This is a genomic window from Herbaspirillum chlorophenolicum, assembly GCF_001189955.1.
Classification (GTDB): domain Bacteria; phylum Pseudomonadota; class Gammaproteobacteria; order Burkholderiales; family Burkholderiaceae_D; genus Herbaspirillum; species Herbaspirillum chlorophenolicum.
In genome coordinates this window covers 82,291-108,054 of the sequence record NZ_LFLT01000017.1, presented here as the reverse complement: position 1 = coordinate 108,054, position 25,764 = coordinate 82,291, and the positions used below count along the sequence as shown (strand labels likewise).

Genomic DNA, 25,764 nt, shown 5'->3' with positions numbered 1-25,764 from the left:
CCATTAGTCATACTCATAGTTCGGTGCGCGTGTTGATTTATCGCAGATTTACCCCGCCTTGCATTGCCAGCTGAAGGCAGCTGCCCGGCCATACGCCCCCGCCATATCCCGACTCTCTCAAATCCAGGAACATCTGTTTCAGGGGCCTTCTTTGCTTCCGTGATTTGACCGCATCAATGCTCAGCCAAGCAGAAAGCCCGATGGCGAAGTCATCGAGCGAGCTTGGTGAACGCCTGCGGGATAAGAGGGTTCGTTCGCTTCCGATCTAGCCGCGAACAGTGAAATGAGGCATGCCAACGGTACGCAGCGCGACCAGGGTTTTGCCCGAGCAAGGTGCCTTCAAGCCGTGCGGCTTGTTCAGCTGGGTGCAGATGGCGAGTTCAGGATTCGATTACGGCGTCGTCGTCGCCGTAGAATTTCACGCCCAGCTGGATACGTTCCCTGCCGCTTTCCATGCGATGCCGATTGGTGTCGCGCAGCGAGTAGACGCAGCCGCAATATTCTTGCTGGTAGAAGTTTTCCCGCTTGCTGATCTCGATCATGCGCGCCGAACCGCCGCCTTTGCGCCAGTTGTATTCCCAATACAGCATATCCGGATAGTGCGAGGCCGCGCGCACACCGCAATCGTTGATCTGCTGCATGTTCTTCCACCGCGAGATGCCCAGCGAGCTGGTAATGACGGGGAAGCCGTGTTCATGCGCATACAATGCCGTGCGCTCGAAACGCATATCGAAGCACATGGTGCAGCGGATACCGCGCTCCGGTTCGTTTTCCATTCCCTTGGCGCGCTCAAACCAGTTGTCGCGGTCGTAGTCGGCATCGATAAATGGGATACCGAATTTCTCTGCAAACCGGATATTTTCCTGCTTGCGCAGTTCGTATTCCTTCAGCGGATGAATATTCGGGTTGTAGAAGAAGATCGTAAAGTCGATGCCGGACGCCTGCATGGCTTCCATCACTTCGCCCGAACAAGGAGCGCAGCAGGAATGCAGCAGCACTTTCTGGTGCCCGCCGGGTAGCGCCAATGGCTTGCGTTCGGTTGTGGATGGCATGAGAAGTCTCCATGAAATACGCCCGCGTTCGCCGGACCAGGTAACCTTAAATTATGGTCCTCGACCGGGAGACATGAAAATGGATATGTTTTCATGTTCTTATGAGCTGCACTCATGGAACCCGCTGCCACGAAGAATCAAGCCGCGGCAGGCCTTTTTGCTTGTTCGATAAATGCGCGCAGGTAGTCGATACCCACGTCCGCCTCGCGAGCACCCAAAAAGATGTGCTTGGCAATGCCGCTCTTGCCCAGCCGGACTGGCACCACATCCATCTTGTCCGCGTATTCCAGCACCAGCCAGCGTGGCAGCGCAGCCACGCCACGGCCGCTAGCGACCATCTGCAGCATGATGTCGGTAGTCTCGATCGCCTTATGGCGTTTGGGCGTTATTCCGGCTGGCGCGAGGAACATGCTGTAGATATCCAGGCGGTCGACCGGTACCGGATAGGTCACCAGTACCTCATTGGTCAGCTGCTTGGGCTTGACGTATTCCTCCTTGGCCAGCTTATGATTGCCGGCAACGACCAGGACTTGCTCGTAGTCGAACACCGGTTCAAATACAAGGCCCGGCTTGTCCAGCGGATCGGGCGTGACCAGCAAGTCGATCTCATAGCCAAACAACGCGCCGATGCCACCAAACTGAAATTTTTGTTTTACGTCCACGTCCACATCCGGCCACGCGGCCAGATAGGGAGACACGACTTTCAACAACCATTGGTAACAAGGGTGACATTCCATCCCGATGCGCAGCGCGCCTCGCTCACCCTGGGCGAACTGCCGCAAACGCTCTTCTGCCAGATTCAGCTGCGGCAGCACCCGGTTGGCCACCGCCAGCAGATATTGGCCGGCCTGGGTCAGGCGCAGGCTGCGGCCTTCGCGCAGCCAGATGTCGGTGCCCAATTGCTGCTCCAGCTTCTTCATGCTGTGGCTTAAAGCCGACTGCGTCACGTGCAGGACGCCTGCGGCTGCGGTCAGCGAGCCTTGTTTTTCCACTTCCTGCACGATGGATAAATGAATACGATCAAGCATGATAAATGAGTGAAATTCATATTTTTCTGAGAAAAATACATTTTACTTCATCATTTATTCTGTAGTAAAAAGGGCCCCCAATACAGTCAAGACTGAGTGATTGGCTATCAAACTAGCTGGAAGAAGAAGTCTGCTTTCGGCCAGAAGTGAACGCCCATAGTTTTGATTCCCAATGGTTTCGGCATAGAGAACCTGATGTTAAACATGGTTGTCGAAATTGCCCAACTACGTGGCGACATTCCGCAACATCTCATCTTGCCGGCTCCCAAGGCTATCCCAGCACTCCCGCGACATGCTTCCGATGCAATTGAATACCGAGAAAAAACCCGGCATTCCGTCTGGCATTGTGCGCGGTACGCCATCCGTATAGGCTGCCATGATGAATAAGGGCTGCCCGCGCCGATACACGATGCCGCAATCCATCCGGCCTCGTTTTCCGGTGCCGCCCTTGTGCGCCACGAAAGTATCTTCCGGCAAGCGCTGCGCGATCTTGGTACGCAACTTTTGCCAGCTCATTACCTCGACGGCCCAGCGGCATTGCTCCGCCGTGCAGCCCAGCAGCAATGCCACGGCCGGCTCGGTGATCCCGCGCAAGATGAGGTCATACAGGCGCCCCTGATCCCTGGGGGTAGTCGTGGTCACTTCCAGCAGATCGTGGTCGGGCGGCAGATCCGGGCGAGGCACAGAGGTGCGATGCACGGTGCCATTCAATCCGGCGCGGCGGCAAAAGGCATTCAGCGTATCGATGCTAATGCGTTCCATCACCATCGCCGTGCACACGTTGTCGCTTATTACCATCATCTGCACGAGCGCATCTTTGAGCGTGATCGTGAAGCCAGGCTGCAGGAATTTGAACGTCCCGGACACCACACCAGTGCGCAGCCTCTCTTCATAGACGATGGGTTCATCGAGGTGCAGCCGGCCTGCGTTCACCTCGCCGAGCACGGCCATCAAGATGGACGTCTTGCGCGTACTGGCCGTTGGGAAGATCCGCTCGCCTTCCCTTTCATGCTCGCTGCCATCCAGCAGGTTCTTGACGTACCAGCCGGTCACGTAAGGCTGCGCATCGCAAATGTCGTTGAGCTTCTTCCACAGCGGTTCCATCGGTCTTCCTTTCGATTTGATCGTTAAATTCCGATCCCGCCGACGGTCATCAAGCGCCAACGGCCGTGACAGGAAAATGTTCTGCTTCCAGATAGATAACCGGATCGGCCTGCCTTTCGGCCATGTCGCGCGCCAGCGCATGGATCAGCGCTTCATGCGCCAGATACAGATTCATATAATCCATAACGAATCCCAGCCGTCGCCCCAGCAGGCGCAAGGCGGCCGTCGATATCAGGAAGCCGCGCTCGGCATCCCCGCAGAAGAGATGGAAGAAAATCCCGGTCTCGGTCATGTACGGTGTCTTCATCTGTTTTCTTCCGCGGCGTTTCCTGCCACCTATGCGAATCCAGCCGGATATCGGGTGCATCTCGGGCCAGCAACGTATCGACAAGCGATACATTGTATTTTCAATCAATACATTGTTAATGAGGCCCTGCTGGTTGTCAAGGCTGAAGAACCGGAGACTCATCCGGGGTCTTTAGAACCACGAATGCCGCATTCAGATGAAATTCGCAAAATAATTTCCGTTCCCCGGAGGATCTCTATCTGCGCCGCACTAACGGCTCACGGAAAACCGCTTGCGCGCGGCTCCTGCATGTCCCCGCACGCAATGCCATTCGCTTGTTCGAACAGGTCTTCCTCTTCATACCCCCGTTGTGGCAAAGCGTAGACAACCTCATCAAAAGTATCATCTATCGAAACGTCGAATTACTTATCGAAACTTTTCATTGACACGAAAAGTTTGCGATGACTATCATTGTCTCGCCTATCAGTTATATGTTTCATATAACGATACGCAAAATAAAAAATACAGACCTCGAGCTGGCGTCACAGCCGGCGATTCTTTCAATTAGGGAGTGAGCATGAAAAAGGGCGTACTGGCGTTTTCCGTCATGGCCGCCTGCGCGGGGATGGCGCAGGCACAAAGCAGTGTTTCCATCTACGGCATCGTCGACTCGGCGGTAGTCAATACCTTCAAGGTGGCCACCGGCACCGGCCGCGATACCGGTAATCAGGCAGCCCTCAATTCCGGTGGCCTGCAAGCATCGCGTATCGGTTTTCGCGGCAAGGAAGACCTGGGCGGCGGCCTGAATGCGGAGTTCGGTCTCGAAAACGGATTTTCGGTCGATAACGGCGCAGCGCTGCAAAGCGGTGCGCTGTTCGGCCGCCGTTCCATCGTCGGCCTGTCCGGCAGTAGTTTCGGCACGTTGCACCTCGGACGGCGCAAGGATTTCACCGATGAAATCGCCGGCGCCTATTCCAGCATCACGCCGTACAGCGGTTTCATTACGGCGATTCACGCCAATAACCTCGACCGCATCGGCGGCAACCGCGCCAACAACATGATTTACTACAGTACGCCGACGTGGAGCGGTTTCCGCGCCAATGTCAGCTACGGCTTCGGCGAAGCGGCCGGCTCCATCGCCACCGGCCAGTCGCTCGGCTATGGCGCCAACTACGACAATGGGCCCTTCGGCATCGGTTTCGGCTACTGGCAATCCAAACTGGGGACGGCCGCCAATCCGACCAGCGACCAGGGCGCCGGCAGCGGCGCCGGTTGCAGCACCACGCTAGCGTCCAATACCGGCAAAGCCGGCCAGACCTGCATCAAGACTTGGATCCTGGGCACCCACTATGACTTCGGCAAGATCAACCTGCGCGGCACTTATTCCCAGGTCAAGCAACCGCTGCTGGTCACCGGATCGGGCGCCGCGCCGAATTTCAACACTACCTTCAGTGCCACCACCGGCACCGCAGCCTTCACCGCCGGCGGATCCAACAACAGCAAGGCACAGATTCTCGACGTCGGCGCCGACATCGAGCTGATGAGCGCCCTCACCCTGACCACCAGCTTCATTCAGTCGCGCTATGACTTTATCGGCTCCCCGAACAAGGGCAAGCTGACCATGTACATCGCCGGCCTGCAGTACTACATGTCCAAGCGCACCACGCTGTATACGACCGCTGGCACCCAGGGCGCATCCGGCATGTACAACCCTGGAGTGGGTACCGGCTCGCCGGGTGCCGACAACCGCACGACCTTCGTGGCAGCCGGTATCCGCCACACGTTCTGAGCAAGGTATCTCCTGTAGTAGCTGTATTGACATCTCTCTGTTTCGCGGCCCGTTACCGGGCCGCTTTTTTTTCGTCCAATTGATGGCATGGCCGGAGAGAAATCGACGCTCCTACATGCTCCTTACTTGGATCGGTACGCTCCAGGCAAGAGTCGAATCCAAGACAACTGCATGAGGAACGGCTGCTTGCCCGCCATGATTTGGAGACATCCATAAAAAATGCCGCTCCAGGCGGCGTATATGGCAAGGCGCTCCGACAGAAGAAACGAATCGGACCAGCCTGGGCAAGGATTATTCCCGCTCTCCGGCTTCATCCAGCGAAAGCAACGCCGGCAGGGAAAACACCGGCCGTTCACCGGAAGCCACCTTGAATACGGCCACCGCCGTCGCCAGCAGCGCCGCTTGCTCGCTCATGCTGCCCGATGCCGTCGCGGCCTCTCCTACCATCTCGGCGTTCTGGCGCGTCATCGCTTCCATCTGGTGCACGCGGGTATTGATTTCATCGATGCCGCTCCGCTGCGCATTGGTGGCGTCGGCGATTTCGTTGACCACTACCGAGATGCGCCGCACCTCCTCCACCAGCCCTCCGATCAGGTGGCCTGCATTACCAGCCATCTCGGTTCCCGTATTGACGGTGTGCACGGATTGCGTGATCAGGGTCGATATCTCCTTGGCGGCATCTGCCGAACGCCGCGCCAAGCTACGCACCTCGGCCGCGACCACGGCGAAGCCGCGCCCCTGCTCGCCCGCCCTGGCTGCTTCGACCGCCGCATTCAGCGCGAGGATATTGGTCTGGAAGGCAATACTGTCGATCACGCCGATGATTTCATGGATGGCTCCCGACGAAGCGCGGATCTCTTCCATGGTCGACACCATGCGCTCCATCGCCGCCCCGCCCCTGGCAGCGGCGGCCGAGGCAGAATCCGCGATGCGGCCGGCCTCTTCTACGTTATCGGCGTTGAGGCGGACGGCCTCATTCAGTTGCTCCACTGATTGCGCCACCTGGCGCAAAGAGCGGGCCTGGGCATCGGTACGGCCCGACAGCCGGGCGTTACCCTGCGCAATGTCTCCGGCCGCAGCATTGATGGCGTAGGTGCCAGTCCGCACATCGCCGACGATAGCTGAAAGCCGCTCGTTCATGCCGCGCAGGGCGGACAGCAAGCGTCCTATTTCGTCCCGGCCTTCGCCTTCAACAATGGAGGTCAGGTCCCCCTGGGCAACGCAAGTGGCAACCGCGACGGCGGTGTTGAGAGGCCTGACGATGCCAGCACGAATGGTGGCTGCAAATGCGGCGCCGGCAACGACGGCGAACAGCGCAATCAGGTCGATCATCCAGATCAGGTGGCGATCGCGCTCGACCGACGCCGTCAGCACATCGCGCACGGCCTTCTGTTCTATCGATGCCAGCCTCTCCATCTCCACGATGGCCCGCCTATGCAGCGGATCGACCTTACCTGAGATGAGCTGGACCGCCGCCTCCATATTGAAGGACAAGGCGCTGGTGGTAGCTTCCTTGAGCGCATCGCCGATTTCTCCCTGCAGACGCGAGACAGCGGCAATGATGCGGCTTTCTTCCTGATCCAGTCCGGATTGCTTGAGCCGGCTCAGGGCCGCCAGATATTGCTTGCTGGTCGCTTCCGCGCGATCGGCCTCGCGCTGCATGTCGCCCACATCCGACTGCAGGCCGATGTTGCGCATGGCGATGCCGCCTTCCAGCAAGGCATCCTTCATGCGTCCGACCAGTTCGCTTTTGGTATAGGAACTGTTGAGCTCCCGGATCAACTGGTCCTTGTTCCTGGCATTGAGCAGATTCACCGTCGCCACCACCGCCACCAGCATTGCCAATACGAATCCGAAGCCCACGATAAGCCTTGCCCCGATGGACAATCTAAGCAATTTCACAGCCGCCTCTCCCTGTTCAAGACTGCCGGACGACGTCACAGTACCGCGCCGCGATGCCGGCCCTTGAACGCGACGAGGGGATTTGATCGTGTTATTGCATGTCGTTCAGATGACAGGCCGACCAGTGGCCAGGCGCGATGCACTTAAGCAGAGGGCGCTCCTGGCTACAGCGCGGCATGGCGTGCGGGCAGCGCGGATGGAAGGCGCAGCCGCCGGGCGGACGCAAGGGGCTGGGCAATTCACCGGAGATCGGCCTGTGCGTGGTCGTCTTGCGATCCAGCCTGGGCGCATCAGCGATCAGCGCCTGCGTATAGGGATGGTTGGGTGAGACGAAGACCGATCTGGTATCGGCCAGCTCGATGATGCGGCCCAGATACATGATCGCGACGCGATCGGCGATGTACTCGACCACGGCCAGGTTATGGCTGATGAAGAGGTAGGTCAGCTCCTTGGATTGGCGCAAATCCATGAACAGATTGAGGATCTGCGCCTGGACCGACACGTCCAACGCCGACACCGCTTCGTCGCATACCACGAACTTGGGATTGAGGGCCAGTGCACGCGCGATTGCAATACGCTGACGCTGGCCGCCGGAGAACTGGTGCGGATAGCGCTGCGCATAGCTGGCGTCCAGTCCGACCTGTCCCAGCAGGCCGGCGACGAAACCTGGCGCATCCCTCCTGGAAATCAATCCATGCTGGACTGCCGCCTCGCTGATCACCTGATCAATGCGCTGGCGCGGATTCAGCGACGCATAGGGATTCTGGAACACCATTTGAATATTCAGATGGGTGCGGATGCGATCCTCGCCCAGTGGCACGCCGTCGAACTTGAGCGCGCCGGCGGTGGGCTGCAGCAGGCCGGCAATCAGGCGGCCCACGGTCGATTTACCGCAACCCGATTCCCCCACAAGGCCAAGCACTTCGCCGCGCGCCACGCTCAGCGATACATCGTTGACCGCGTGCACCCGCACTTCCTCGGCCTTGGACAAGCCCAGTGCCGCGCCCAGCCGCTGGAATCCGGAAGGTTTTTCGCCGAAACTCTTGCTCAGGCCGGTGGCTTCTAACAATGTATTCATGATTGATTCAATGGATGAAAACAGCGGTGTTCTCGGGCGCCATGCTGGACCACGGGCGGTACCTGGCGACAAGTTGCGGTGGCGCGCTGGCAGCGCGGCGCGAAACTGCAGCCTGGCGGCAGCGACAGCAGCGGCGGCGCGCCACCGGGAATCGAATACAGACGCTTACCGTGATTCTCGGCCTGCGGCAGCGAATCGATCAGGCCGCGCGTATAGGGATGCAGCGGATTGCCGATGACGTCAGCGACCGGTCCCCGCTCGATGACGCGTCCGGCGTACATCACGCACAGCTCGTCGGCCAGGTCTTTGACCACGCTGATATCGTGCGTGATCCAAATCAACGCGGTGCCGCTGTCGCGCGCCAGCTGCTTCATCTCGAACAGGATCTGGGCCTGGATGGTCACGTCCAGCGCGGTGGTCGGCTCGTCGGCGATGATCAGGTCGGGATTGTTGATAAGGGCATTGGCAATCGACACCCGCTGGCGCATACCGCCCGACATCTCATGTGGATAGGCGCGCATGCGCTCCCTCGGCGAAGGAATACCCACCCGCCGCAGTGCCTCTTCCACCAGACGTTCACGCTCGGCGCGGCCCACCTTCTTGTGGATATGCACGGTCTCGCCCAACTGGTCGCCGATGCGCAGCACCGGGTTGAGCGACATCATCGGGTCCTGGAAGACCATGGCGATGCGGTCGCCGCGCAACTGCTGCCAGCGCTTGGGCGAGGCCGCGCATAGGTCTTCGCCGTCGAACAGGATCTGGCCGGAGGCCACTCGCCCCGGTTTTTCCAGCAGGTTGATCAGGGAGAAGGCAGTCACCGACTTGCCCGAACCGGACTCGCCGACGATCCCCAGCACCTGCCCGCGCTCCAGCGTGAACGAAACCTTGTCCAGGGCCCGCGCCACGCCGGCGCCGGTATGGAATTCGGTGACCAGATCTTTTACTTCCAGCAATGCCATGGTGTTTTCCTATGCAGCCTGGTCAGATATCGTTTTTGGGATTGAGCACCACACGCAACTGGTCGCCGACCACGCTGATCGACACCACCAGAATCACCAGCGCGATGCCGGGAAACATGCTGATCCAGTACTCGTTGGACAGGATGTAGTCGAAGCCGTTGGAGATCAGCAAACCCAGCGAGGGCTGGGTCTGCGGCAGGCCGATCCCCAGGAAGCTGATGGTGGCTTCCAGCGAGATGGCATTGGCCATCTGGTTAGTAGCCGTCACGATCAACGGCGCCATGCAGTTGGGAAGGACATGGCGAAACATGATCCGGCGCGGCGACAAGCCCTGGCCCATGGCCGCTTCGATGTAATCCTTGCGGCGCTCCACGATGGCTGCGCCGCGCACGGTGCGCGCGAAGATCGCCCACTGCACCAGTATCAGGGCCATCAATGTCTTGTCCACACCCTGTCCCAGAACCGCTAGCAGCACCAACGCCACCAGGATGGTGGGAATGCTCAGCTGCACATCGACCACGCGCATCAGGAAGGCATCCACCTTGCCGCCGAAATACGCGGCAACCAGGCCGACCGTGGTGCCCACGGCCAGCGCCGCCAGCGCACTGATCACGCCGATGCCCAAGCTGATGCGCAGGCCGTACAGGATGGCGCTGAACATGTCGCGGCCGGCGCCGTCCGTGCCCAGCACGAAAGTGATGGCGCCGGTATCGCTCTGGGCGCCCGGGGCGCGTTCGGCCTCCATCACCGACACCTGCGCCAGGTCGTAGGGATTCTGCGGCGAGATCCACGGCGCGGCCAGCGCCGTCACGACCAGTATCAGCAGCAGTACAAGTGCCGCGGTACCCGCCCGGTTGCGCAAGAAACGCCGCAGCAGCATCAGGCCCATGCTCTCGAGCGCAACCGATGGCGCAGTTTTTTCGACGGAGGGCTCGGCCGCTTCCGCTTGTGCTTCATTCATCATGACCAGTTCCAGAGACGGTGAAATCGGGATAAGGCAAGCGTCGGCATCAACCGCGCGAGCGCAGGCGGGGATCGAGCACCAGGTACAGCGCATCGACCACGAAGTTGATCAGCACGTACAGCAATAGCACCACCATCAGGTAGGCCACCACCACTGGGCGATCAAGTTGCAGCACCGAATCGATGATGAGCTTGCCCATACCCGGCCAAGCGAAGATGGTTTCGGTGATCAGGGAGAAGGCAATCAGATGGCCGAACTCGATGCCCATGACGGTAATGATGGGAATCATCACGTTGGGGCCGATATGGCGGAACATCAGGCGCCACGGCCCCACGCCCTTGGCGCGGGCGAACTTCACGTATTCCTGCTCCGCCACCTCGCGGGTGCCCGCTTCGGTCATGCGCATGACCAGGGCGATATTGTGCAAGGCCAGCGTGGCGGCCGGCAGGATCATGTACTTGATGCCGCCCCAGCTCAGGAAGCTGACTTGGATGCCGAGCAGTGAAGAAGTCGGCCCGCGTCCACCGGACGGCAACCAGCCGAGATTGACGGAAAACACCAGGATCAGCAGCAAGCCCATCCAGAACACCGGTACGGTCACGCCGAAGATGGAAAAGCCCATGGCGAACTTGTGCAGCCGGCTGCCGGGACGCAGTCCCGACCACAAGCCCAGCGGAATCCCGATCAGGGCAGACAACAGCAAGGCCAGCAGCGCCAGTTCGAAGGTCGCCGGCATGCGTTCGAAGATCAGGCCAATGGCGCTCTGGTTGAAGACGAAGGAATTGCCCAGGTCGCCGTGCAAGGCATTGACCAGGAAGCGCCAATACTGGAGCGGCATGGGCAGATCCAGGCCGAGCGCCGCGGAAGCCCGGGCGATTTCCTCGGCGGAGGCGTCCGGCGCCACCAGGAGATAGATGGGATTGCCAACCAGATTGATCCCGACAAAAGCCAGGATCGACATGATGAACACCACCAACAGGCTTTGCAGGGCGCGCCTGACAAGCATCTCAAGCATGGCGGCCTCCCGTGGGAACACTGGCTTTGCGTAAAGTATCTGGCATGGTATCGGAATAATTATATTTAAAACACTGTCTCACTGATCAATACTATATGCATGCGACCGATGGGAGTCAAAGCCTTTTCCAAGGCGCCGCCGCCCCGCCCTTGCCCGGAAAATCAGGCCGTTCCATTGGCATCGCGGCGCGGGATGAGCGGCAGTACCACATGCGAAGAGCGCGCCCGGTCCATATAGATGCGGTTGGTCGCGATCTCTGTGCGCGTGGAGGCTCCGTCGGCTTCCCCGGTGTTCGGATTGCAATCGAAGCGCGGGTAGTTGCTGCTGGAAATGTCCATGCGAATTCTGTGCCCACGCACGAACAGATTGCTCGTCGGGAAGGCTTCGATGTCGACCTCATATACTTGCCCCGGCTCCATCAGGGTCGGACGCTCCCAGGAATTGCGATAGCGGACGCGCAGGATGCCGTCGGTCAGGTTCAAGGCGTAACCCTGTGGATAATCCGGCGATGGTGGATAAACGTCGATCAGCTTGAAGGTGAAATCGGTATCCGCGCAGTCCGAACTTATCCATAGACGCGCATGAATCACGCCGCTCACTTCCACATCCTCCTCCAGCGCTTCGGTCTCGAACACCAGCACGTCGTCGCGTTCGGCCAGGGCCTTGAACGGCGCCCTGGCACCGAACACCTGGGCCGAACCACGCTGGTCGAAAGCGCCGCCGAACATGTAAGGCTCGCCCGAGGTGACCGCGCCGCCGACGGTGGGAACAGGGTCGTGCGGATCGTAACGATAGGATTGCGCCGCTTCCTGTTCCTGTGGCGCTTCCATGCGCAGTGCACCGCCGTCGTGCAGATAGAAAGGCGTCGGGCGCGCATCCGGGATCGGCCAGTCCTGCTCGGCGCGCCAGCGGCCGCCATGATCGATGCGGCCAACTGCGTTCTTGCGTCCGCTGCCGCCGCCCATGACGAACAGGCTGACCGGAGGTAGTGGCAGGCCGGCGCCGGTCTGTTTGAGATGCTGGTCGAACCAGCGCAAGCGGATATCCAGGAAACTCGCGCCAAGATAAGCATCCAGCGTTGCGCTTGGGCCGAAATCGGCATCGCCGGAATAGGTGAACGAGCGGTTGCCGTGTATCCACGGCCCGAGAATCAGATGGATCGGCCCCTGGTTCACGCGGCGCAGGCCCGCGTAGTTTTCGCTGGCCGTGCGCGAATATGGGTCATACCAGGACGACATGTGCACCATTGCCGCGGAGGGGAAGTGTTCGTAATAGCCGCTGGCGTAGAGGCCGGCCTGGCGCCAGTAATCGTCGAAGCTGCCCTGCGCCCATTGCTCGAAGAAATAACTTTCGTACTCGGGCGCGGCCGACAACGGAGAGTGGCCGATCGACCACTCGGTGGAACGCGCCATCCAGTCTTGCATATCCACCTTGCGCAGTTGCGCGGCCGTCTCCTGGTCGCCACGTGCGATCGCCAGCTCCAGCGCGCGGTTGAGCGCCCAGGTGGCCTGTTTCATCTCGAACGCGCCGCCTTGGCGGATGCCGCCCTGGTAGGCGCTGGAGAATCCGCCCGAATCGAGGAACATTGCCACCACGTCCGGTGCCCCCAAACTGGCCAGCGCCGCCTGGTTGTGCGCGGCATAGGACAACCCCATGGTGCCGATGCGGCCGTTGCACCACGGCTGCGCGGCGATCCATGCACAGGTGTCGAAACCATCCTCGGCCTCGTTCACGTACTTGGCGAATACTCCTTGCGAGGCATAGCAACCACGGCAGTCCTGATAAACCACCACATACCCCTGGCGCACGAAGTGCTGCGCCACATCGGCGCGGCTCTTGACGCGTGGATCGGCGGCACTCAATTCGCTGCGGCTCGGCAGATGCTTGCCGTAGGGCGTGCGCTCGAAGATCACGGGGAAACGCTGCAAATCGCCCGCCGCCTGTCCCAGCGGGAAGTACACGTCAGTCGCCAGCAGCACGCCGTCGCGCGCCGGTACCAGCATGTTGCGCAACATTGCGCAGTCCCCGGAGATAGGGATGATTTCGGCGTTCGGCTGCGCCTGAGCAGCCTTGTTCATTATGTTGTTCATCATTTATTCAACTACTGGCTAGAGCCATCGGATATGGAACCGGAACCGTGGGAGCAGTGCGCTGCGGCACAAAAAAGCAAGCCGCTCCCCTCACCCGCTTGGGCGATCTCAATCAACTGCATCTCGTTACAGGAAACCCGCCCCGTGCACCGGTAGCAGGCAGGTACGGCGACCGGTGCCGCCGTACGTGGCTTGGCTATTTCTTGCGGATGTCGGTCGCCATCGTGAAGCCATCGGCGCGTGGGACGATCGAAAGCGTCTTCTTCATCGCCCAGGCCACGTTCAGATGCTGCAGCGGCAAGACGGCCTCGTCATCGAGCGCAGCCTTGGCAGCCTTTTTTTGCAAGGCCAGGCGCTCCTTTTCATCATTGGTGGCCGCCGCCTTTTCGATGATGGCGTCCACCTCCTTGTTACTGTAGCGGCCGTAGTTGTTGGCGCCACCGCCGAACTTGTTATAGCTGTGGATCATGGAAGCCAGCAGGGTTCCCGAGTCACCGGTCACCGCGCCGGTTCCCAGCAGGGAGACGCTGAACTCGGGCTCGCCGCCATTGGCGCCGGCCAGCCGCGACTGGAATACGGAGAACGGCATGGTCGCCACATCGGCCTTGATGCCAATCTGGTTGAATACCTGGGCAATCGCCTCGCACAGCTTGGCATCGTTGATATAGCGGTTGTTGGGGCAATGCATGGTCAACTTGAAGCCGTTGGGATAGCCGGCTTCAGCCAGCAGCGCCTTGGCTTTCTTCAGGTCGTAAGGCAACCCCTTCAACTCGGGGTCATAGCCGAAGAAGCCTTTGGGAACGAGTTGTTCCGATACGGTCGCATCGCCTTTCATCAGAAAACGGATGATGCCGTCGCGGTTGATCGCCGAGGCCAAGGCCTGGCGCACCTTGAGGTCCTTCAGCGGATTCTTGCCCAGCGGGCTGCCGTCGGCGGCTCTCACGAACGGGGAATTGTCGCGGAACTGGTCCAAAGCAAGGTAGTTCAACATATAAGAGGTGACGGACTGCAGCTTGTAATCCTTCAGCGAGGCTTCCATGTTGGAGGGCACGTCGTTGATGATATCCACCGCCCCCGACAGCAGCGCCGCCGCGCGCGCCGGTTCGCGCGGGATGAATTGCAGGGTGACCTGGTCCCAGGGCTCCTTGGCGCCCCAATAGTCCGGGTTACGGGCCAGCACAATGTTCTGGCCATGCGCCCAGCGCACGAACTTATAGGGACCGGTGCCGATCGCGGATTTGCCGGAGGCAAAGGATTCTTCGCTGGCATTGGCGTCGAGCGACTTGGGAATGATGGCCACCAGGCCCAGGTTTTCAGGCAGGGTCGGGCTGACCTGTTTGGCCTTGACCTGGATGGCAAGAGGACCAGTGACGGCAATGCTCTCCACATCGCGCAGATAGGAACGGTAGGTCCGCGGTCCGGACAGGTGCATTGCGCGTTCGATAGAGAACTTGACGTCGTCAGCGGTCAGGGCCGCGCCGTTCTGGAATTTCACGCCGGGACGCAGCTTGAATTCCCAGGTGGTCGGATTGACCAGGCGCCACGACAGGGCCAGTCCCGGACGCGGACGCAGGTTGGCGTCGGTGGATACCAGCGACTCGTACACATGGTTCCAGATATTGCGGTTGGCGCCGTTGAGGACGTGGGGATCGGCGGAGGTGAGTTCCGCCTTGAAACCGATATTCAGGTCCTCGGCCGATGCCGGGAAAACCACCGGAACCAGTAAGGCAGCCGCCAGTACCGCCCCCCTGATGCCCCGCCCCGACAGCCATGAAAATGCATGCGACATAGACCTTCTCCTCCCTTATGCGTTTTTGCGTTTCGTGAAAATGTACCGGATCCCGCCTTGCCTGCACGTTTCAGCAATCTCCGTGCCTTGCCGCTCAGCGAAAACCTATCTGCTCGGACAGATCGCGGGCCGCCATCATCGCAGCCTCGATCACCGCCGTCATGCGGGCGCCGGTGATCCGGGATTCCGGCCCCGCCACGCTCAGCACCGCCACCACTTCGCGGCTGCCGTCGCGCACTGGAGCCGCCACCGCCACCGCACCGGGCACTACTTCTCCATATGACAGCCCGTAGCCGATGCCCTGGATCTTCGCCAAGGCATGGCGCAAGCTACTTTTGCTGACCAGCGTGGCCTGCGTGAAACTGATCCGCGTATGCTCCATCACCGCCTCTTGCACATGAGGCGGCGCATACGCCAGCAGCACCTTGCCCGCCGCCCCCGCGTGCAGCGGCCGTCGTATGCCAACGCGTCGCGGCCCCAGCCGGGGATGCTGCGGATGCTCCCAGCGAGCAATGCAAAGTGACTCCTGACCATCGCGGATGCGTAATTGCACACTCTCTCCATACACCATGCCCAATTGCTGCATCACCCGTCCCGCCGCCAGCGCCAGCAAGGCCTGCGATCCAGCGGCCAGCCCGAGATACAGTGCATGGTGCCCGAGCGTATAAAGTGGCGTCCGGGTATCTCGCATCACCAGGCCATGCTTTTCCAGCGTCCTCAGCATGCGAAAGGTTCGTGCCTTGGTATTGCCGGCGCGCACGGACAGCTCGGTCACTCCCAACCCGGGCGCCTGGGCGACGAGGAACAGCAGCTTCACGGCGTCCTCGACTGCATCGATCGTGTAATCAGCCATCTGATCTTTACCGGAAGGAAGGGTCTCTCAGCGCTCGACTATGCATTCATTTTGTTTCATACAGAGATACGATGTAACACTGATCAACATCATATAAGCGAAAAGATTGCCGCGTCAACTAGATGTTTCAAAAAATATTACGTCGTATCTTTAGATGAAACAAAGGAGCCGTGCAAGCACTTGCTATCGCGCCTTCTCCACGAAGCGGCCCGTCCTCGTCCGCATGGGTATTCGTCAGCCAATTGACAGGTTGCCGATCAATTGCCAAACCCGCCCTGAAGCGTGATTGATAGTTCGCCTCCTGGAGTACCGCGACACGAGTTTCATCAGCCCGGATCAAAGAATCCGTAGCAAGAAATACGCTTACCTGGAAACCGCCGAGGCTCGGGTTTCAGTGCTATTGTTTCGCACAGTGAGATTAGGTAATATCCAGAGGGCTCGCCGGAGGGCGATGGATGTGACAGCGTCTCCGCTTGCTCTGGCCTCAGATTCGTTACTCAGGAAGGTTTTATGACATACACAGTCGATGCGGTTCAGAAGGCCATGGAACTACTGTTTCTCGTCGCCGAAGAAGGTGGAAACGGTGTCACGGAATTGGCCCGCCGATCGGGCAACACCAAGGCGCGCGCCTTCAGGCTGCTGACCACCCTGGAAGAATGCGGCCTGGTGCGCCGCCAAATGCCCATGGCGACTTACAGCCTGGGATACCGGGCGCTGATCATCGGTACCGCGGCGCAGAGCCAGCTCAACCTGATCCAGATCGCCAATGAGATATTGGAAACGGTCGGCAAGGAATGCAATGAAAGTGTGCTGGTCCGTATCCGCGATGGATTGGAAACCGTGTGCATCGCTTGGTGGGATGCCCCGCATGCGGTGCGCGTGCACAATCAGCTTGGCACACGCCGGCCGCTGGGTGTGGGCGCCTCGGGCAAGCTGCTGCTGGCGTACTCGCCACAGGAAGTGCTCGATCAGGTATTGGGCAGCGACTTCAGGAAATTCACCGACAATACCATCGTCAAGCGCACCGACATGAAGAAGGAGCTCAAGAAAATCTCCGACGAAGGCTTGAGCGTATCGGAATCCGAACGCACCGCCGAGATGGTCGCGGTAGCAGCGCCAGTGCGCGACGCCAGTGGCGCGGTCATCGCTTCGCTGTCGATGTCCGCACCGTCCAGCCGCGTTTCGCGCACCAGCCTAAAGAAGCACGCGGAGATCATCACGCGCAGCGCACAGCGATTTTCCGAAGCACTGGGTTACGTCGGATAATAAATCCGGGCCCTTATTCATTCACGCCGAAGATATCTTCTGGCAGCTCACTCCGACGATTCCAGCATATGAAGAGAAAGGCCTGCTATGCAGGCCTTTCTCTTTGGTCGGATATAACGCAGCTGAATGTCCGAAACCGGCCAGAATCAACGCAATGAGCGCGATAAATACCCAAAGAATGATCAGGTCGCGTTTGACGGTGTTTTTATTTGCAGAAAGATCCCTGTTGACGCGCCGGTCCGTATGCTCGCAGCCAGGCAAGCGTCCGTCCGGTCAACAGGCGCGCGCTGACGACCGCATCTAATCATAACCAAGTCCCCGGTTAGCACCCCGACCGCCCCGTTCCGACGGCGGCTCATCATTTGTTGCGACCCAATCACGTTGCCGGCAATCAATATGGCTCGCCGATTTGATTCATGAGTTAATAACGCCAGTAGCTCTTCGGGGGAAAAAAAATCAAGCAGTTGAAAAAGCACTTGGCTTTAGTCATCGGTATTTCAGCATTAATGGTTGTCGCCGTCTGCGGCAGCACTCTCTATCAAAGTTACCACCAGACCAGCCTTTCCGCGGTGGACAATGCCAAGAACGTGACATTGGTCGCCCAGCGCGCCATCTCCCGCAACCTGGAAATCCTGTCCCTCTCGCTCGACACACTGACTTACCGCTACCAGCATCCGCTCCCGGTGCGAGACCTTTCTGAAAACCAGCGGCAGGCCTATCTTTTCGGCGGGACGGCGAATGCCCGCCACATCTCCGTGATGGCCATTCTGGATGCGGACGGCAAGGTCAAGGCCAGCTCTCGCCGGCGTTCGGACGAAACCTCGCCCGTTTATGCGGATCGCGCTTATTTCACCGTCCATCGCGACTCTCCCGGCGTGGGCCTCTACGTTTCCCGCCCGATATCGGCCAGTTTGGGCAACGAGCTGAAGGTAGTGGTGTTGTCCAAACGGCTGGCGCGCCCGGATGGCTCCTTTGACGGTGTCGTCGTGATGGCGCTGGACCTGGCCTATTTCCGCGAACTGTTCGCCGGGCTGGCGTTGGGGCCTGACGGGGTCATATCGCTCTACTCCGATGACGGCGTGGCGTATATGCGCATTCCCTACCGCGAATCCGTGATCGGCAGTGATCTGAGCGCGAGCGATAACTACCAGCGCTTGAAGTCCATGCTGTCGAAAGACGACGGCAGCTTCTTTTCGCACTCCCGTCATGACGGCATCAAACGGCTTTACACATTCAGGCGGGTGCCGAACACTTCGCTTCTGGTCTTCGTCGGCTATGCCGAATCGGCCATCTTTAAAGATTGGTATGAGGCGCTGTACTCCGTCCTGTTGTCTCTTGCCGCATTCACCGTGGTGTGTGCCGTGCTGATGTCGAGCATCCGCCAGGAATTCCGCAAACGCGTTTCGGTGGAAACGCAATTGAACGCACTCGTCCGCACGGATGGATTGACCGGCCTGCTGAACCGCAGGGCGCTGGATGAACTGCTGCATGCCACCTGGGAGCGCTGCCAAAGGAATGTGACCTCGACGTTTTCGCTGCTGTTCATCGACGTCGATTACTTCAAGACCTATAACGATACCTATGGCCACAAATCGGGGGACAAGGCGCTGCAGGAAGTCGCGCGCGCGATCCGCGACAACTTGCCACGCAATACCGATTGCGCGGCCCGTTATGGCGGGGAGGAATTCGTCGTGCTCCTTGATGAAACGACCGAGGATGGCGCCATGCTGGTGGCCATCCGCCTGTGCGATGCCATTCGCGCCAGCCGGATCGAGCACCAGTCCAGTTCGCTGCAGACGCTGACCGCCAGCATTGGGGTAAGCGGATACCGGCGGGATAGGCATCGCCGGATCGAGGACGTTGTCAATGCGGCAGACGAAGCCCTATACCGCGCCAAACATTCGGGCCGCAATTGCGCGCATCTTTGAGGCAGGAGACATTGCGAGTTGCCGCGAGACCGTCCGTCTCCGTCAAGAAGCACTGGATGCTTATACCTACCGATCAGGCTTCTTGGCCAGCCTCATATCCACGATCTCGTACGCATGGAGCATGCCCGCGATACGGGCATGCGAAAAATCCAGGTACAACTGATCCGTCCCCCGATCCCGCACGACCCGCGCCCCCTGATAGAGGATATGCAGTTTCATGCGCCACCCTTGCGCACTCTCTACGGCGATGACGCGGATGTCATGGCATCGGTACTGCGCGTGATGTATCAGCGTCTGGAAGCGCGCCTTTAACGCATGCCTCCGTCCGAAAAGCCGCAGGTCGGCGCGCGGGCACATCAGCCCGCTACCTTTGCGCTGCGCCACCGCTCCGCCCAGCCGAGTACGTAGACGAAAAACACCGGCACGAAGAACACCGCCAGCACGGTGGCGCTGACCATGCCGCCGAACACGCCGGTGCCGATCGCCTGCTGGGTCTCGGCGCTGGCGCCGCCGGCGAGCATCAGGGGAACGACGCCCAGTGCGAATGCCATGGAGGTCATCAGGATCGGGCGCAGGCGCAACGCAGATGCCTTGACCGCAGCTTGCGCCAGGCTCATGCCTTCTTCGCGCAACTGCTTGGCGAATTCCACGATCAGAATGGCGTTTTTGGCCGACAGTCCGATCACCGTGATCAGGCCGACCTTGAAGAACACGTCGTTGGGCATGCCGCGCAGCAGCACGGCGGCGACTGCGCCGATCAAGCCCAGCGGCACCACCAGCATCACCGATAGCGGGATCGACCAGCTCTCGTACAAGGCGGCCAACACCAGAAACACCACCAGCATGGACAAGGCCATGAGCATCGGCGCCTGCGCGGCGGACAGGCGTTCCTGCAAGGACTGGCCGGTCCAGGCCACGGCGAATCCCGGCGGCAGCTGCTGCGCCAGCCTTTCCATCTCGGCCATGGCTTCGCCGCTGGATACGCCGGGTGCGGCGCTGCCTGCGATACGCACCGACGGCAAGCCCTGGTAGCGAACCATCTGCGTGGGCGCCGTATGCCAGGAAGGCTTGACCAGCTCGGCCAGCGGCACCATGCCGCCGCTGGTGTTGCGCACATACAGTTTCAGCACATCTTCGATCTGCATGCGCGAACCGGCATCGGCCTGGACGATGACCTGTTGCATGCGCCCCTCATTCGGGAAATCGTTCACGTAGAGCGAACCCATCGCGGCCGACAGGGTGTCGCTGATGCTGCCGAAGGGCACGCCCAGCGCCGCCGCCTTCTGGCGATCGATGTCCAGCTGGATGCTGGCTCCGGCCGGCAGGCCGTCCGGATAGACACCCGTCACTTTGGTGCTGTGCGCAGCCAGCTCCAGCAGCCTGGCTTCGGCTTGCTTGAGCGCCGCATAGCCCTGGCTGGCGCGATCCTGCAAGCGCATCGCGAAACCGGACGAGTTGCCCAGTTCCTCGATCGCCGGCGGCATCAGGCTCATGACGATACCGTCCGAGCTGCCTTCCATCGCGGCCTGCGCATGCGCCACTTCTGTGGCCGCATTGGAGCCCTTGCGCTGCTTCCAGTCCTTGAGTTCGGTAAACGCCATCGCCGCGTTCGGCCCCGATCCCGAGAAGCCGAAGCCCAGCACCGACAGATTGGCGCCGATGTCGGTGCGCGTCTGCAGGTAACGCTCGTACTGTTCGACCACCTTCGAGGTACGTTCGACGGTGGCGTCGGAAGGCAGCTGGAAGGATGTCATGAAGTAGCCCTGGTCTTCCTCCGGCAGGAAAGCCGACGGCAGGGAGCGCAGCGCGAACAGCAGGATCGCCGAAATCCCGGCGAACACCAGCATCATGCGCGTGCCGCGCGCCACCAGGCCGACCAGGCGCGACTCATAGTGTGCCGTCATGCGCGCGAACGCGCGGTTGAACCAGCCAAAGAAGCCGCGTTTCTCATGGTGGCCTGGCGCCACCGGCTTGAGCAGGGTGGCGCACAAGGCCGGGGTAAGGCTGAGTGCCAAAAAGGCCGAGAACAGGATCGATACCGCCATCGACAGCGTGAACTGGCGATAGATCACCCCCACCGAACCGCCGGCCAGCGCCATGGGAATGAATACCGCCGTCAGCACCAGCGTGATGCCGACGATGGCGCCGGTGATTTCTTTCATCGCCTTGAGCGTGGCCTCGCGCGGCCCCAACCCCTCATGCGCCATGATGCGCTCGACGTTTTCCACTACCACGATAGCGTCGTCGACGATGATGCCGATCGCCAGCACCATGCCGAACATGGTGAGCACGTTGACCGAGAAGCCGGCCGCCAGCATCACCGCCAGCGTACCGAGCAAGGCGATCGGCGCCACGATGGCCGGGATCAGCGTGTAGCGGATGTTCTGCAGGAACAGGTACATCACGATGAACACCAGCACCATGGCCTCGATCAGCGTCTGCACCACCTTCTGGATGGAGATCTTGACGAAGGGCGCGGTGTTGTACGGCAGCGAGTAATGCACTCCCGAGGGCAGGCTGCCGCGCAGTTCGGCCATGCGTTCCTGGATGGCTTCGGCCGTACGCACTGCATTGGCGCCTGGCGACAACTGCACGGCCGCCACCGCGGCCGCCTTGCCGTCTTCCCGGTTGGCAAAGCCATAAGACTGGGCGCCCAGTTCGATCCGGGCGACATCACCCAGCGTCACCCTGGAACCATCCGCATTGGCCTTGAGCACGATGGCCGAAAACTGCGCGGGCGACTGCAGCTGCCCTTGCACAGTCAGCGGCACCGCAATCTGCTGGCCGGGCAGCGCCGGCATGTCACCCAGGCGTCCCGGTGCGATCTGCACGTTCTGCTGGACGATTGCCGCGCTGATGTCGCTCATCGACAGCTTGTAGGCGCTCAGCCGGAACGGATCGACCCAGATACGCATCGCCTGCTCGGCGCCGAACAGCTGCACGCGGCCCACGCCATCGATGCGGCGCAGTTCCTCGACGAGGTTGCGCGCCATGTAGTCGCTCAGCGTGACCTCGTCATAACGCCCGTCGCTGGATGTGAGGCTCACCATCAGCAGGAAGCCGGAAGCCGCCGACTCCACCGTCACGCCGTTCTGCCGCACGGTCTGCGGCAGGCGCGCCTCAATCGCCTTGAGGCGGTTCTGCACGTCCACCTGGGCCAGCTCGGGATCGGTGCCGGGCTTGAAGGTCACCGTGATCTGGGCGGAACCGGAGGTATCGGCCGACGATTCGAAGTACAGCAGGTTCTTGACGCTGGAGAGCTCGCGCTCGATCAGGCCGATCACGCCGTCGTTCATCGCCTGCGGCGTGGCGCCCGGATAGTTGGCGTAGATGGTGACAGTGGGCGGCGCGACCGAGGGATAGCGCGCAATCGGCAACTGCGGAATGGCGATCACGCCAAGCAGGATGATGAACAAGGCAACCACCCAGGCAAAGATGGGGCGGTTGATGAAGAACTGAGGCATGCAAGACTCCCGGAATCAGCCTTGCGGGCTGGCATCGGCCACTTCGCTTTACTGCGCGCAGCAACCCGACAGTACAATCGCAAGGGAAAGCGCAGTCTGAGCGACAACCATGAGGATTGCGCTGCACAATTGTGGAGATTTGATGGAGATGGAAAGAATGTCCGAGAATTCGGCGGCGCCGGGCAATGCCGGGCCCACAGGAAACATCCAGGGGGAGAACGTCCTGGTCCTGATCGCCGAGGATGCGCCGGAGATCGCCGACATCCTGGCCGCCTACCTGGCGCGCAGCGGCATGCGCAGCGTGCATGCCGCGGATGGCGCCCGCGCCCTCGAACTGCATCTGGCGCTCAAACCCGACCTGGTGCTGCTCGATATCCAGATGCCGCAGGTAAACGGCTGGCAAGTGCTGTCGCAGATCCGCCAGCGCGGCAATACCCCGGTCATCTTGCTGACTGCGCTGGATCAGGATGTCGACAAGCTCACCGGACTGCGTATCGGCGCCGACGACTATGTGGTCAAGCCCTTCAATCCGGCCGAGGTGGTGGCGCGGGTACAGGCGGTACTGCGCCGCAGCCTGCCGCGCGAGCAACGCGACGAGCGCCGCATCCTGCGCGTCGCACCGTTCATCATCGACTTCGACCATCACGAGGCCGTGGCCGAAATCGACGGACGCTCGCACACCCTGGTGCTGACGCTGACCGAGTTCAGGCTGCTGGCGCAACTGGCCCGTGCGCCGCGCCGCGTGTTCAGCCGTGCCGAACTGCTGGAGGCCTGTCTCCCTGAAGGCGACACGCTGGAGCGGACCGTCGACAGCCACGTCAGCAAGCTGCGCAAGAAGCTGGAAGACCTCGGCATCGCCGGTGTACCGGCCAGCATCCGCGGCGTCGGTTACCGCTTCAATCAAGGCCTCTGACAACATCGCGCATGAACATCCTGTCCTCCGTTGCCCCTTCCAAGGGACTGGGCCGCCAGATCGTCAGCTCGGTCGCCATCCTGGTGCTGGCCATCATGATGATGGTGCTGCTCGGCTCCTACGCGTTCTACGCCACGCTGTGGATGTTCTACCCGGCCGGGCTGTCGTCGCCGGACAGCTGGCTGCCCTCGCCGGCCGAATGGGGCTGGATCGTTGCCACCACGCTGACCGGACTGGCGGTTGCGGTATGGGTCGCCATCCGGCTGTCCCGGCGCATCCTCGCCCCGCTGAACTCGGTGGCGACCAGCCTGCGCCAGGTGGCGCAAGGGGACCTCGCCGCGCGCGCAGCCACCGATGACCACTCGCTGGGCGAAGCAACCCAACTGGTCAACGACTTCAATACGATGGCTGAACGCCTTGAGCGCGTGGAACAGGAACGCATCTTCTGGAACGCCGCCATCGCGCATGAACTGCGCACCCCCGTCACCATCCTGCGCGGACGCCTGCAAGGCCTGACCGAGGGCATCTTCCATCCCGATCCGGCGCTGTTCGCCAGCCTGCTGATCCAGGTCGAGGGCCTGGGGCGGCTGATCGAAGATCTGCGCGTGGTCGGCCTGGCCGAGAGCGGGCATCTGCAGATGCAAATGCAGGAAACCGACCTCCGGCAAGAGGTGATGACCGTGGTGAAGGCCTGTGAATCGGCCCTGCTGGAAAAAGGTTTTGAATTGTCCCTGGCGCTGGAGACGCGACAGGCGGTCTGCGATCCGGTGCGCATCCGCCAGGCATTGCTGGCGCTGCTGGAAAACGCCCTGCGGCACGCGACGCCGGGCACGCTGGCGATCAAGACATCCTCGGCCGATGGCATGCATTGCCTCAGCGTCGAAGACAGCGGCCCCGGCATCGACCTGACCGACGCGCAGACGATCTTCGACGCCTTCCAGCGCGGCCCGCTGGCGCCGGACGCCCAGCAGAAAGGCAGCGGACTCGGCCTGGCCATCGTCAGGGCCATTGCCGGCGCCCATCATGGAACGGCGGGCTATACGCCGTCGCCGATGGGCGGAGCCTGTTTCTGGCTGCGCTGGCCTGCGTAGCGGCGGAACTGCCCGCGGCGGGCTCAACCGGTGAGCGCAACATGTCGATTTGCTCACGGAATTGGCCTGCGCCATCTGATCACCCGATAACTAAAACTTATCCCCCATCGCTCTATTGGTCTTACCAATAAACTGGTATTATCCAATCCGCAAAATGAAAGGCCCGCCATGCCGTCGATGCCTCCAAGGGCTTGCAGCGGCAATCCGCCGGCGCCGATTTGAGACAACTTATTTTCCAAAGGAAACAAGATGAAATTACTCCGCTACGGCCCGGTTGGGCAGGAAAAGCCCGGCATCCTGGACCAGGCCGGCAAGATCCGCGACCTGTCGGCTCACATCAGCGACCTCAACGGCGCTGCCCTGGGTGACGCGTCGCTGGCCAAGATCCGCGCGCTGGATATCAACAGCCTGCCTGTAGTGGACGGCAACCCGCGCATCGGCGCCTGTGTCGGCAATATCGGTAAATTCATCTGCATCGGCCTGAACTACGCCGACCACGCTGCCGAATCCAACCTGCCGATTCCTGCCGAACCGGTGGTGTTCAACAAGTGGACCTCCGCTGTCTGCGGCCCCAACGACAACGTCAAGATCCCCCGCGGCTCCAAGAAGACCGACTGGGAAGTCGAGCTGGGCGTGGTCATCGGCAAGGGTGGCGCCTATATCGATGAGAAGGATGCGCTGTCGCACGTGGCCGGCTATTGCGTGGTCAACGATGTGTCCGAGCGCGAGTACCAGATCGAGCGCGGCGGCACCTGGGACAAGGGCAAGGGCTGCGACACCTTCGGCCCGATCGGCCCGTGGCTGGTCACCCGCGACGATGTCGCCGACCCGCAGAAGCTGGGCATGTGGTTGGAAGTGGATGGCAAGCGCTACCAGAACGGCAACACCAGCACCATGATCTTTGGCGTCGCGCACATCATTGCCTACCTGTCCAAGTTCATGAGCCTGCAGCCTGGCGACGTCATCTCCACCGGCACGCCGCCGGGCGTGGGCATGGGCGTCAAGCCGGAAGCGGTGTTCTTGCGCGCCGGCCAGACCATGCGCCTTGGCATCGACGGCCTGGGCGAGCAGCAGCAAAAGACCATCGACGCTTAAGCCGCCCCGGCAGCGTTACCGGCACACACCAACAATAAGAACAATGCGCGCAAGCCCATGCGGCTTGCGCGCCGACCTCAAGATCAGATCACGAGAAG

20 protein-coding genes are annotated in these 25,764 nt (G+C 60.9%); 7 read left to right on the top strand and 13 right to left on the bottom strand.

The features are described from left to right. Positions 1 to 380 precede the first annotated feature (380 nt). From AKL28_RS12545 to AKL28_RS12530, 4 genes are all read right to left on the bottom strand, one after another. Positions 381 to 1,052 carry an epoxyqueuosine reductase QueH gene (locus AKL28_RS12545; RefSeq protein ID WP_050468475.1) on the bottom strand — a complete coding sequence of 224 codons (672 nt, stop codon included), beginning with the start codon at positions 1,050 to 1,052 and terminating at the stop codon, positions 381 to 383. Between the two features lie 137 nt (positions 1,053 to 1,189). Further along, on the bottom strand, positions 1,190 to 2,080 hold the full coding sequence (locus tag AKL28_RS12540; RefSeq protein WP_050468474.1) for a LysR family transcriptional regulator: 891 nt from the start codon (positions 2,078 to 2,080) through the stop codon (positions 1,190 to 1,192). Between the two features lie 225 nt (positions 2,081 to 2,305). After that, complete coding sequence (locus AKL28_RS12535) at positions 2,306 to 3,184, bottom strand: serine hydrolase (protein WP_050468473.1); 879 nt, start codon at positions 3,182 to 3,184, stop codon at positions 2,306 to 2,308. 49 nt (positions 3,185 to 3,233) lie between these two features. Beyond that, the gene (locus AKL28_RS12530; protein ID WP_156226313.1) at positions 3,234 to 3,491 is read right to left on the bottom strand and encodes a hypothetical protein; all 258 of its coding nucleotides are present in this window, start codon (positions 3,489 to 3,491) and stop codon (positions 3,234 to 3,236) included. Positions 3,492 to 4,047: 556 nt separating this feature from the next. Between AKL28_RS12530 and AKL28_RS12525 the strand changes: the two genes are divergently transcribed. Further along, positions 4,048 to 5,259: a porin gene (locus AKL28_RS12525; RefSeq protein ID WP_050468471.1), complete on the top strand. Its 1,212-nt coding sequence runs from the start codon at positions 4,048 to 4,050 to the stop codon at positions 5,257 to 5,259. A 291-nt stretch (positions 5,260 to 5,550) separates the two neighbouring features. On the opposite strand, the gene AKL28_RS12520 is transcribed toward AKL28_RS12525, so the two are convergent. From AKL28_RS12520 to AKL28_RS12485, 8 genes are all read right to left on the bottom strand, one after another. Beyond that, the gene (locus AKL28_RS12520) at positions 5,551 to 7,161 is read right to left on the bottom strand and encodes a methyl-accepting chemotaxis protein (RefSeq protein WP_156226312.1); all 1,611 of its coding nucleotides are present in this window, start codon (positions 7,159 to 7,161) and stop codon (positions 5,551 to 5,553) included. Positions 7,162 to 7,252: 91 nt separating this feature from the next. Continuing rightward, the gene (locus AKL28_RS12515; protein ID WP_050468469.1) at positions 7,253 to 8,239 is read right to left on the bottom strand and encodes an ABC transporter ATP-binding protein; all 987 of its coding nucleotides are present in this window, start codon (positions 8,237 to 8,239) and stop codon (positions 7,253 to 7,255) included. Further along, positions 8,236 to 9,198 carry an ABC transporter ATP-binding protein gene (locus AKL28_RS12510; RefSeq protein ID WP_050468468.1) on the bottom strand — a complete coding sequence of 321 codons (963 nt, stop codon included), beginning with the start codon at positions 9,196 to 9,198 and terminating at the stop codon, positions 8,236 to 8,238. Before AKL28_RS12510 ends, AKL28_RS12515 begins: the two co-directional genes overlap by 4 nt. 22 nt (positions 9,199 to 9,220) lie before the next feature. Beyond that, positions 9,221 to 10,162, bottom strand: a complete 942-nt coding sequence (locus AKL28_RS12505) for an ABC transporter permease (RefSeq protein WP_414735699.1) — start codon at positions 10,160 to 10,162, stop codon at positions 9,221 to 9,223. A 46-nt stretch (positions 10,163 to 10,208) separates the two neighbouring features. Then, entirely contained in the window at positions 10,209 to 11,177 is a 969-nt protein-coding gene (locus AKL28_RS12500; RefSeq protein WP_050468467.1) for an ABC transporter permease, read from the bottom strand. Positions 11,178 to 11,338: 161 nt separating this feature from the next. After that, a complete protein-coding gene (locus tag AKL28_RS12495) occupies positions 11,339 to 13,255 on the bottom strand; it encodes a CocE/NonD family hydrolase (RefSeq protein ID WP_231602414.1) in 1,917 nt (638 codons plus the stop codon). A 208-nt stretch (positions 13,256 to 13,463) separates the two neighbouring features. Continuing rightward, positions 13,464 to 15,056 carry an ABC transporter substrate-binding protein gene (locus AKL28_RS12490; protein WP_050468466.1) on the bottom strand — a complete coding sequence of 531 codons (1,593 nt, stop codon included), beginning with the start codon at positions 15,054 to 15,056 and terminating at the stop codon, positions 13,464 to 13,466. A gap of 94 nt (positions 15,057 to 15,150) precedes the next feature. Then, positions 15,151 to 15,909 (bottom strand): IclR family transcriptional regulator, encoded by a 759-nt coding sequence (locus AKL28_RS12485; RefSeq protein WP_082221471.1) that lies wholly within the window; start codon positions 15,907 to 15,909, stop codon positions 15,151 to 15,153. Between the two features lie 510 nt (positions 15,910 to 16,419). On the opposite strand from AKL28_RS12485, the gene AKL28_RS12480 reads away from it, so the two are divergent. From AKL28_RS12480 to AKL28_RS24440, 3 genes are all read left to right on the top strand, one after another. Further along, positions 16,420 to 17,175, top strand: a complete 756-nt coding sequence (locus AKL28_RS12480; protein WP_050468465.1) for an IclR family transcriptional regulator — start codon at positions 16,420 to 16,422, stop codon at positions 17,173 to 17,175. A 476-nt stretch (positions 17,176 to 17,651) separates the two neighbouring features. Further along, complete coding sequence (locus AKL28_RS12475) at positions 17,652 to 19,103, top strand: GGDEF domain-containing protein (RefSeq protein ID WP_331456560.1); 1,452 nt, start codon at positions 17,652 to 17,654, stop codon at positions 19,101 to 19,103. 114 nt (positions 19,104 to 19,217) lie between these two features. After that, positions 19,218 to 19,415: a hypothetical protein gene (locus AKL28_RS24440; protein WP_156226310.1), complete on the top strand. Its 198-nt coding sequence runs from the start codon at positions 19,218 to 19,220 to the stop codon at positions 19,413 to 19,415. A gap of 44 nt (positions 19,416 to 19,459) precedes the next feature. Here the strand turns inward: AKL28_RS24440 and AKL28_RS12465 are convergent, their stop codons facing one another. Then, positions 19,460 to 22,567: an efflux RND transporter permease subunit gene (locus tag AKL28_RS12465; RefSeq protein ID WP_050468462.1), complete on the bottom strand. Its 3,108-nt coding sequence runs from the start codon at positions 22,565 to 22,567 to the stop codon at positions 19,460 to 19,462. 157 nt (positions 22,568 to 22,724) lie between these two features. On the opposite strand from AKL28_RS12465, the gene AKL28_RS12460 reads away from it, so the two are divergent. The 3 genes from AKL28_RS12460 (at position 22,725) to AKL28_RS12450 (ending at position 25,666) form a co-directional block, all read left to right on the top strand. Continuing rightward, positions 22,725 to 23,480, top strand: coding sequence for a response regulator (locus tag AKL28_RS12460; RefSeq protein WP_174525360.1), 756 nt, complete (start codon positions 22,725 to 22,727; stop codon positions 23,478 to 23,480). An 11-nt stretch (positions 23,481 to 23,491) separates the two neighbouring features. After that, positions 23,492 to 24,571 carry an ATP-binding protein gene (locus tag AKL28_RS12455; protein ID WP_050468460.1) on the top strand — a complete coding sequence of 360 codons (1,080 nt, stop codon included), beginning with the start codon at positions 23,492 to 23,494 and terminating at the stop codon, positions 24,569 to 24,571. A gap of 249 nt (positions 24,572 to 24,820) precedes the next feature. Continuing rightward, positions 24,821 to 25,666 carry an ureidoglycolate lyase gene (locus AKL28_RS12450; RefSeq protein WP_050468459.1) on the top strand — a complete coding sequence of 282 codons (846 nt, stop codon included), beginning with the start codon at positions 24,821 to 24,823 and terminating at the stop codon, positions 25,664 to 25,666. Positions 25,667 to 25,764: the final 98 nt, after the last annotated feature.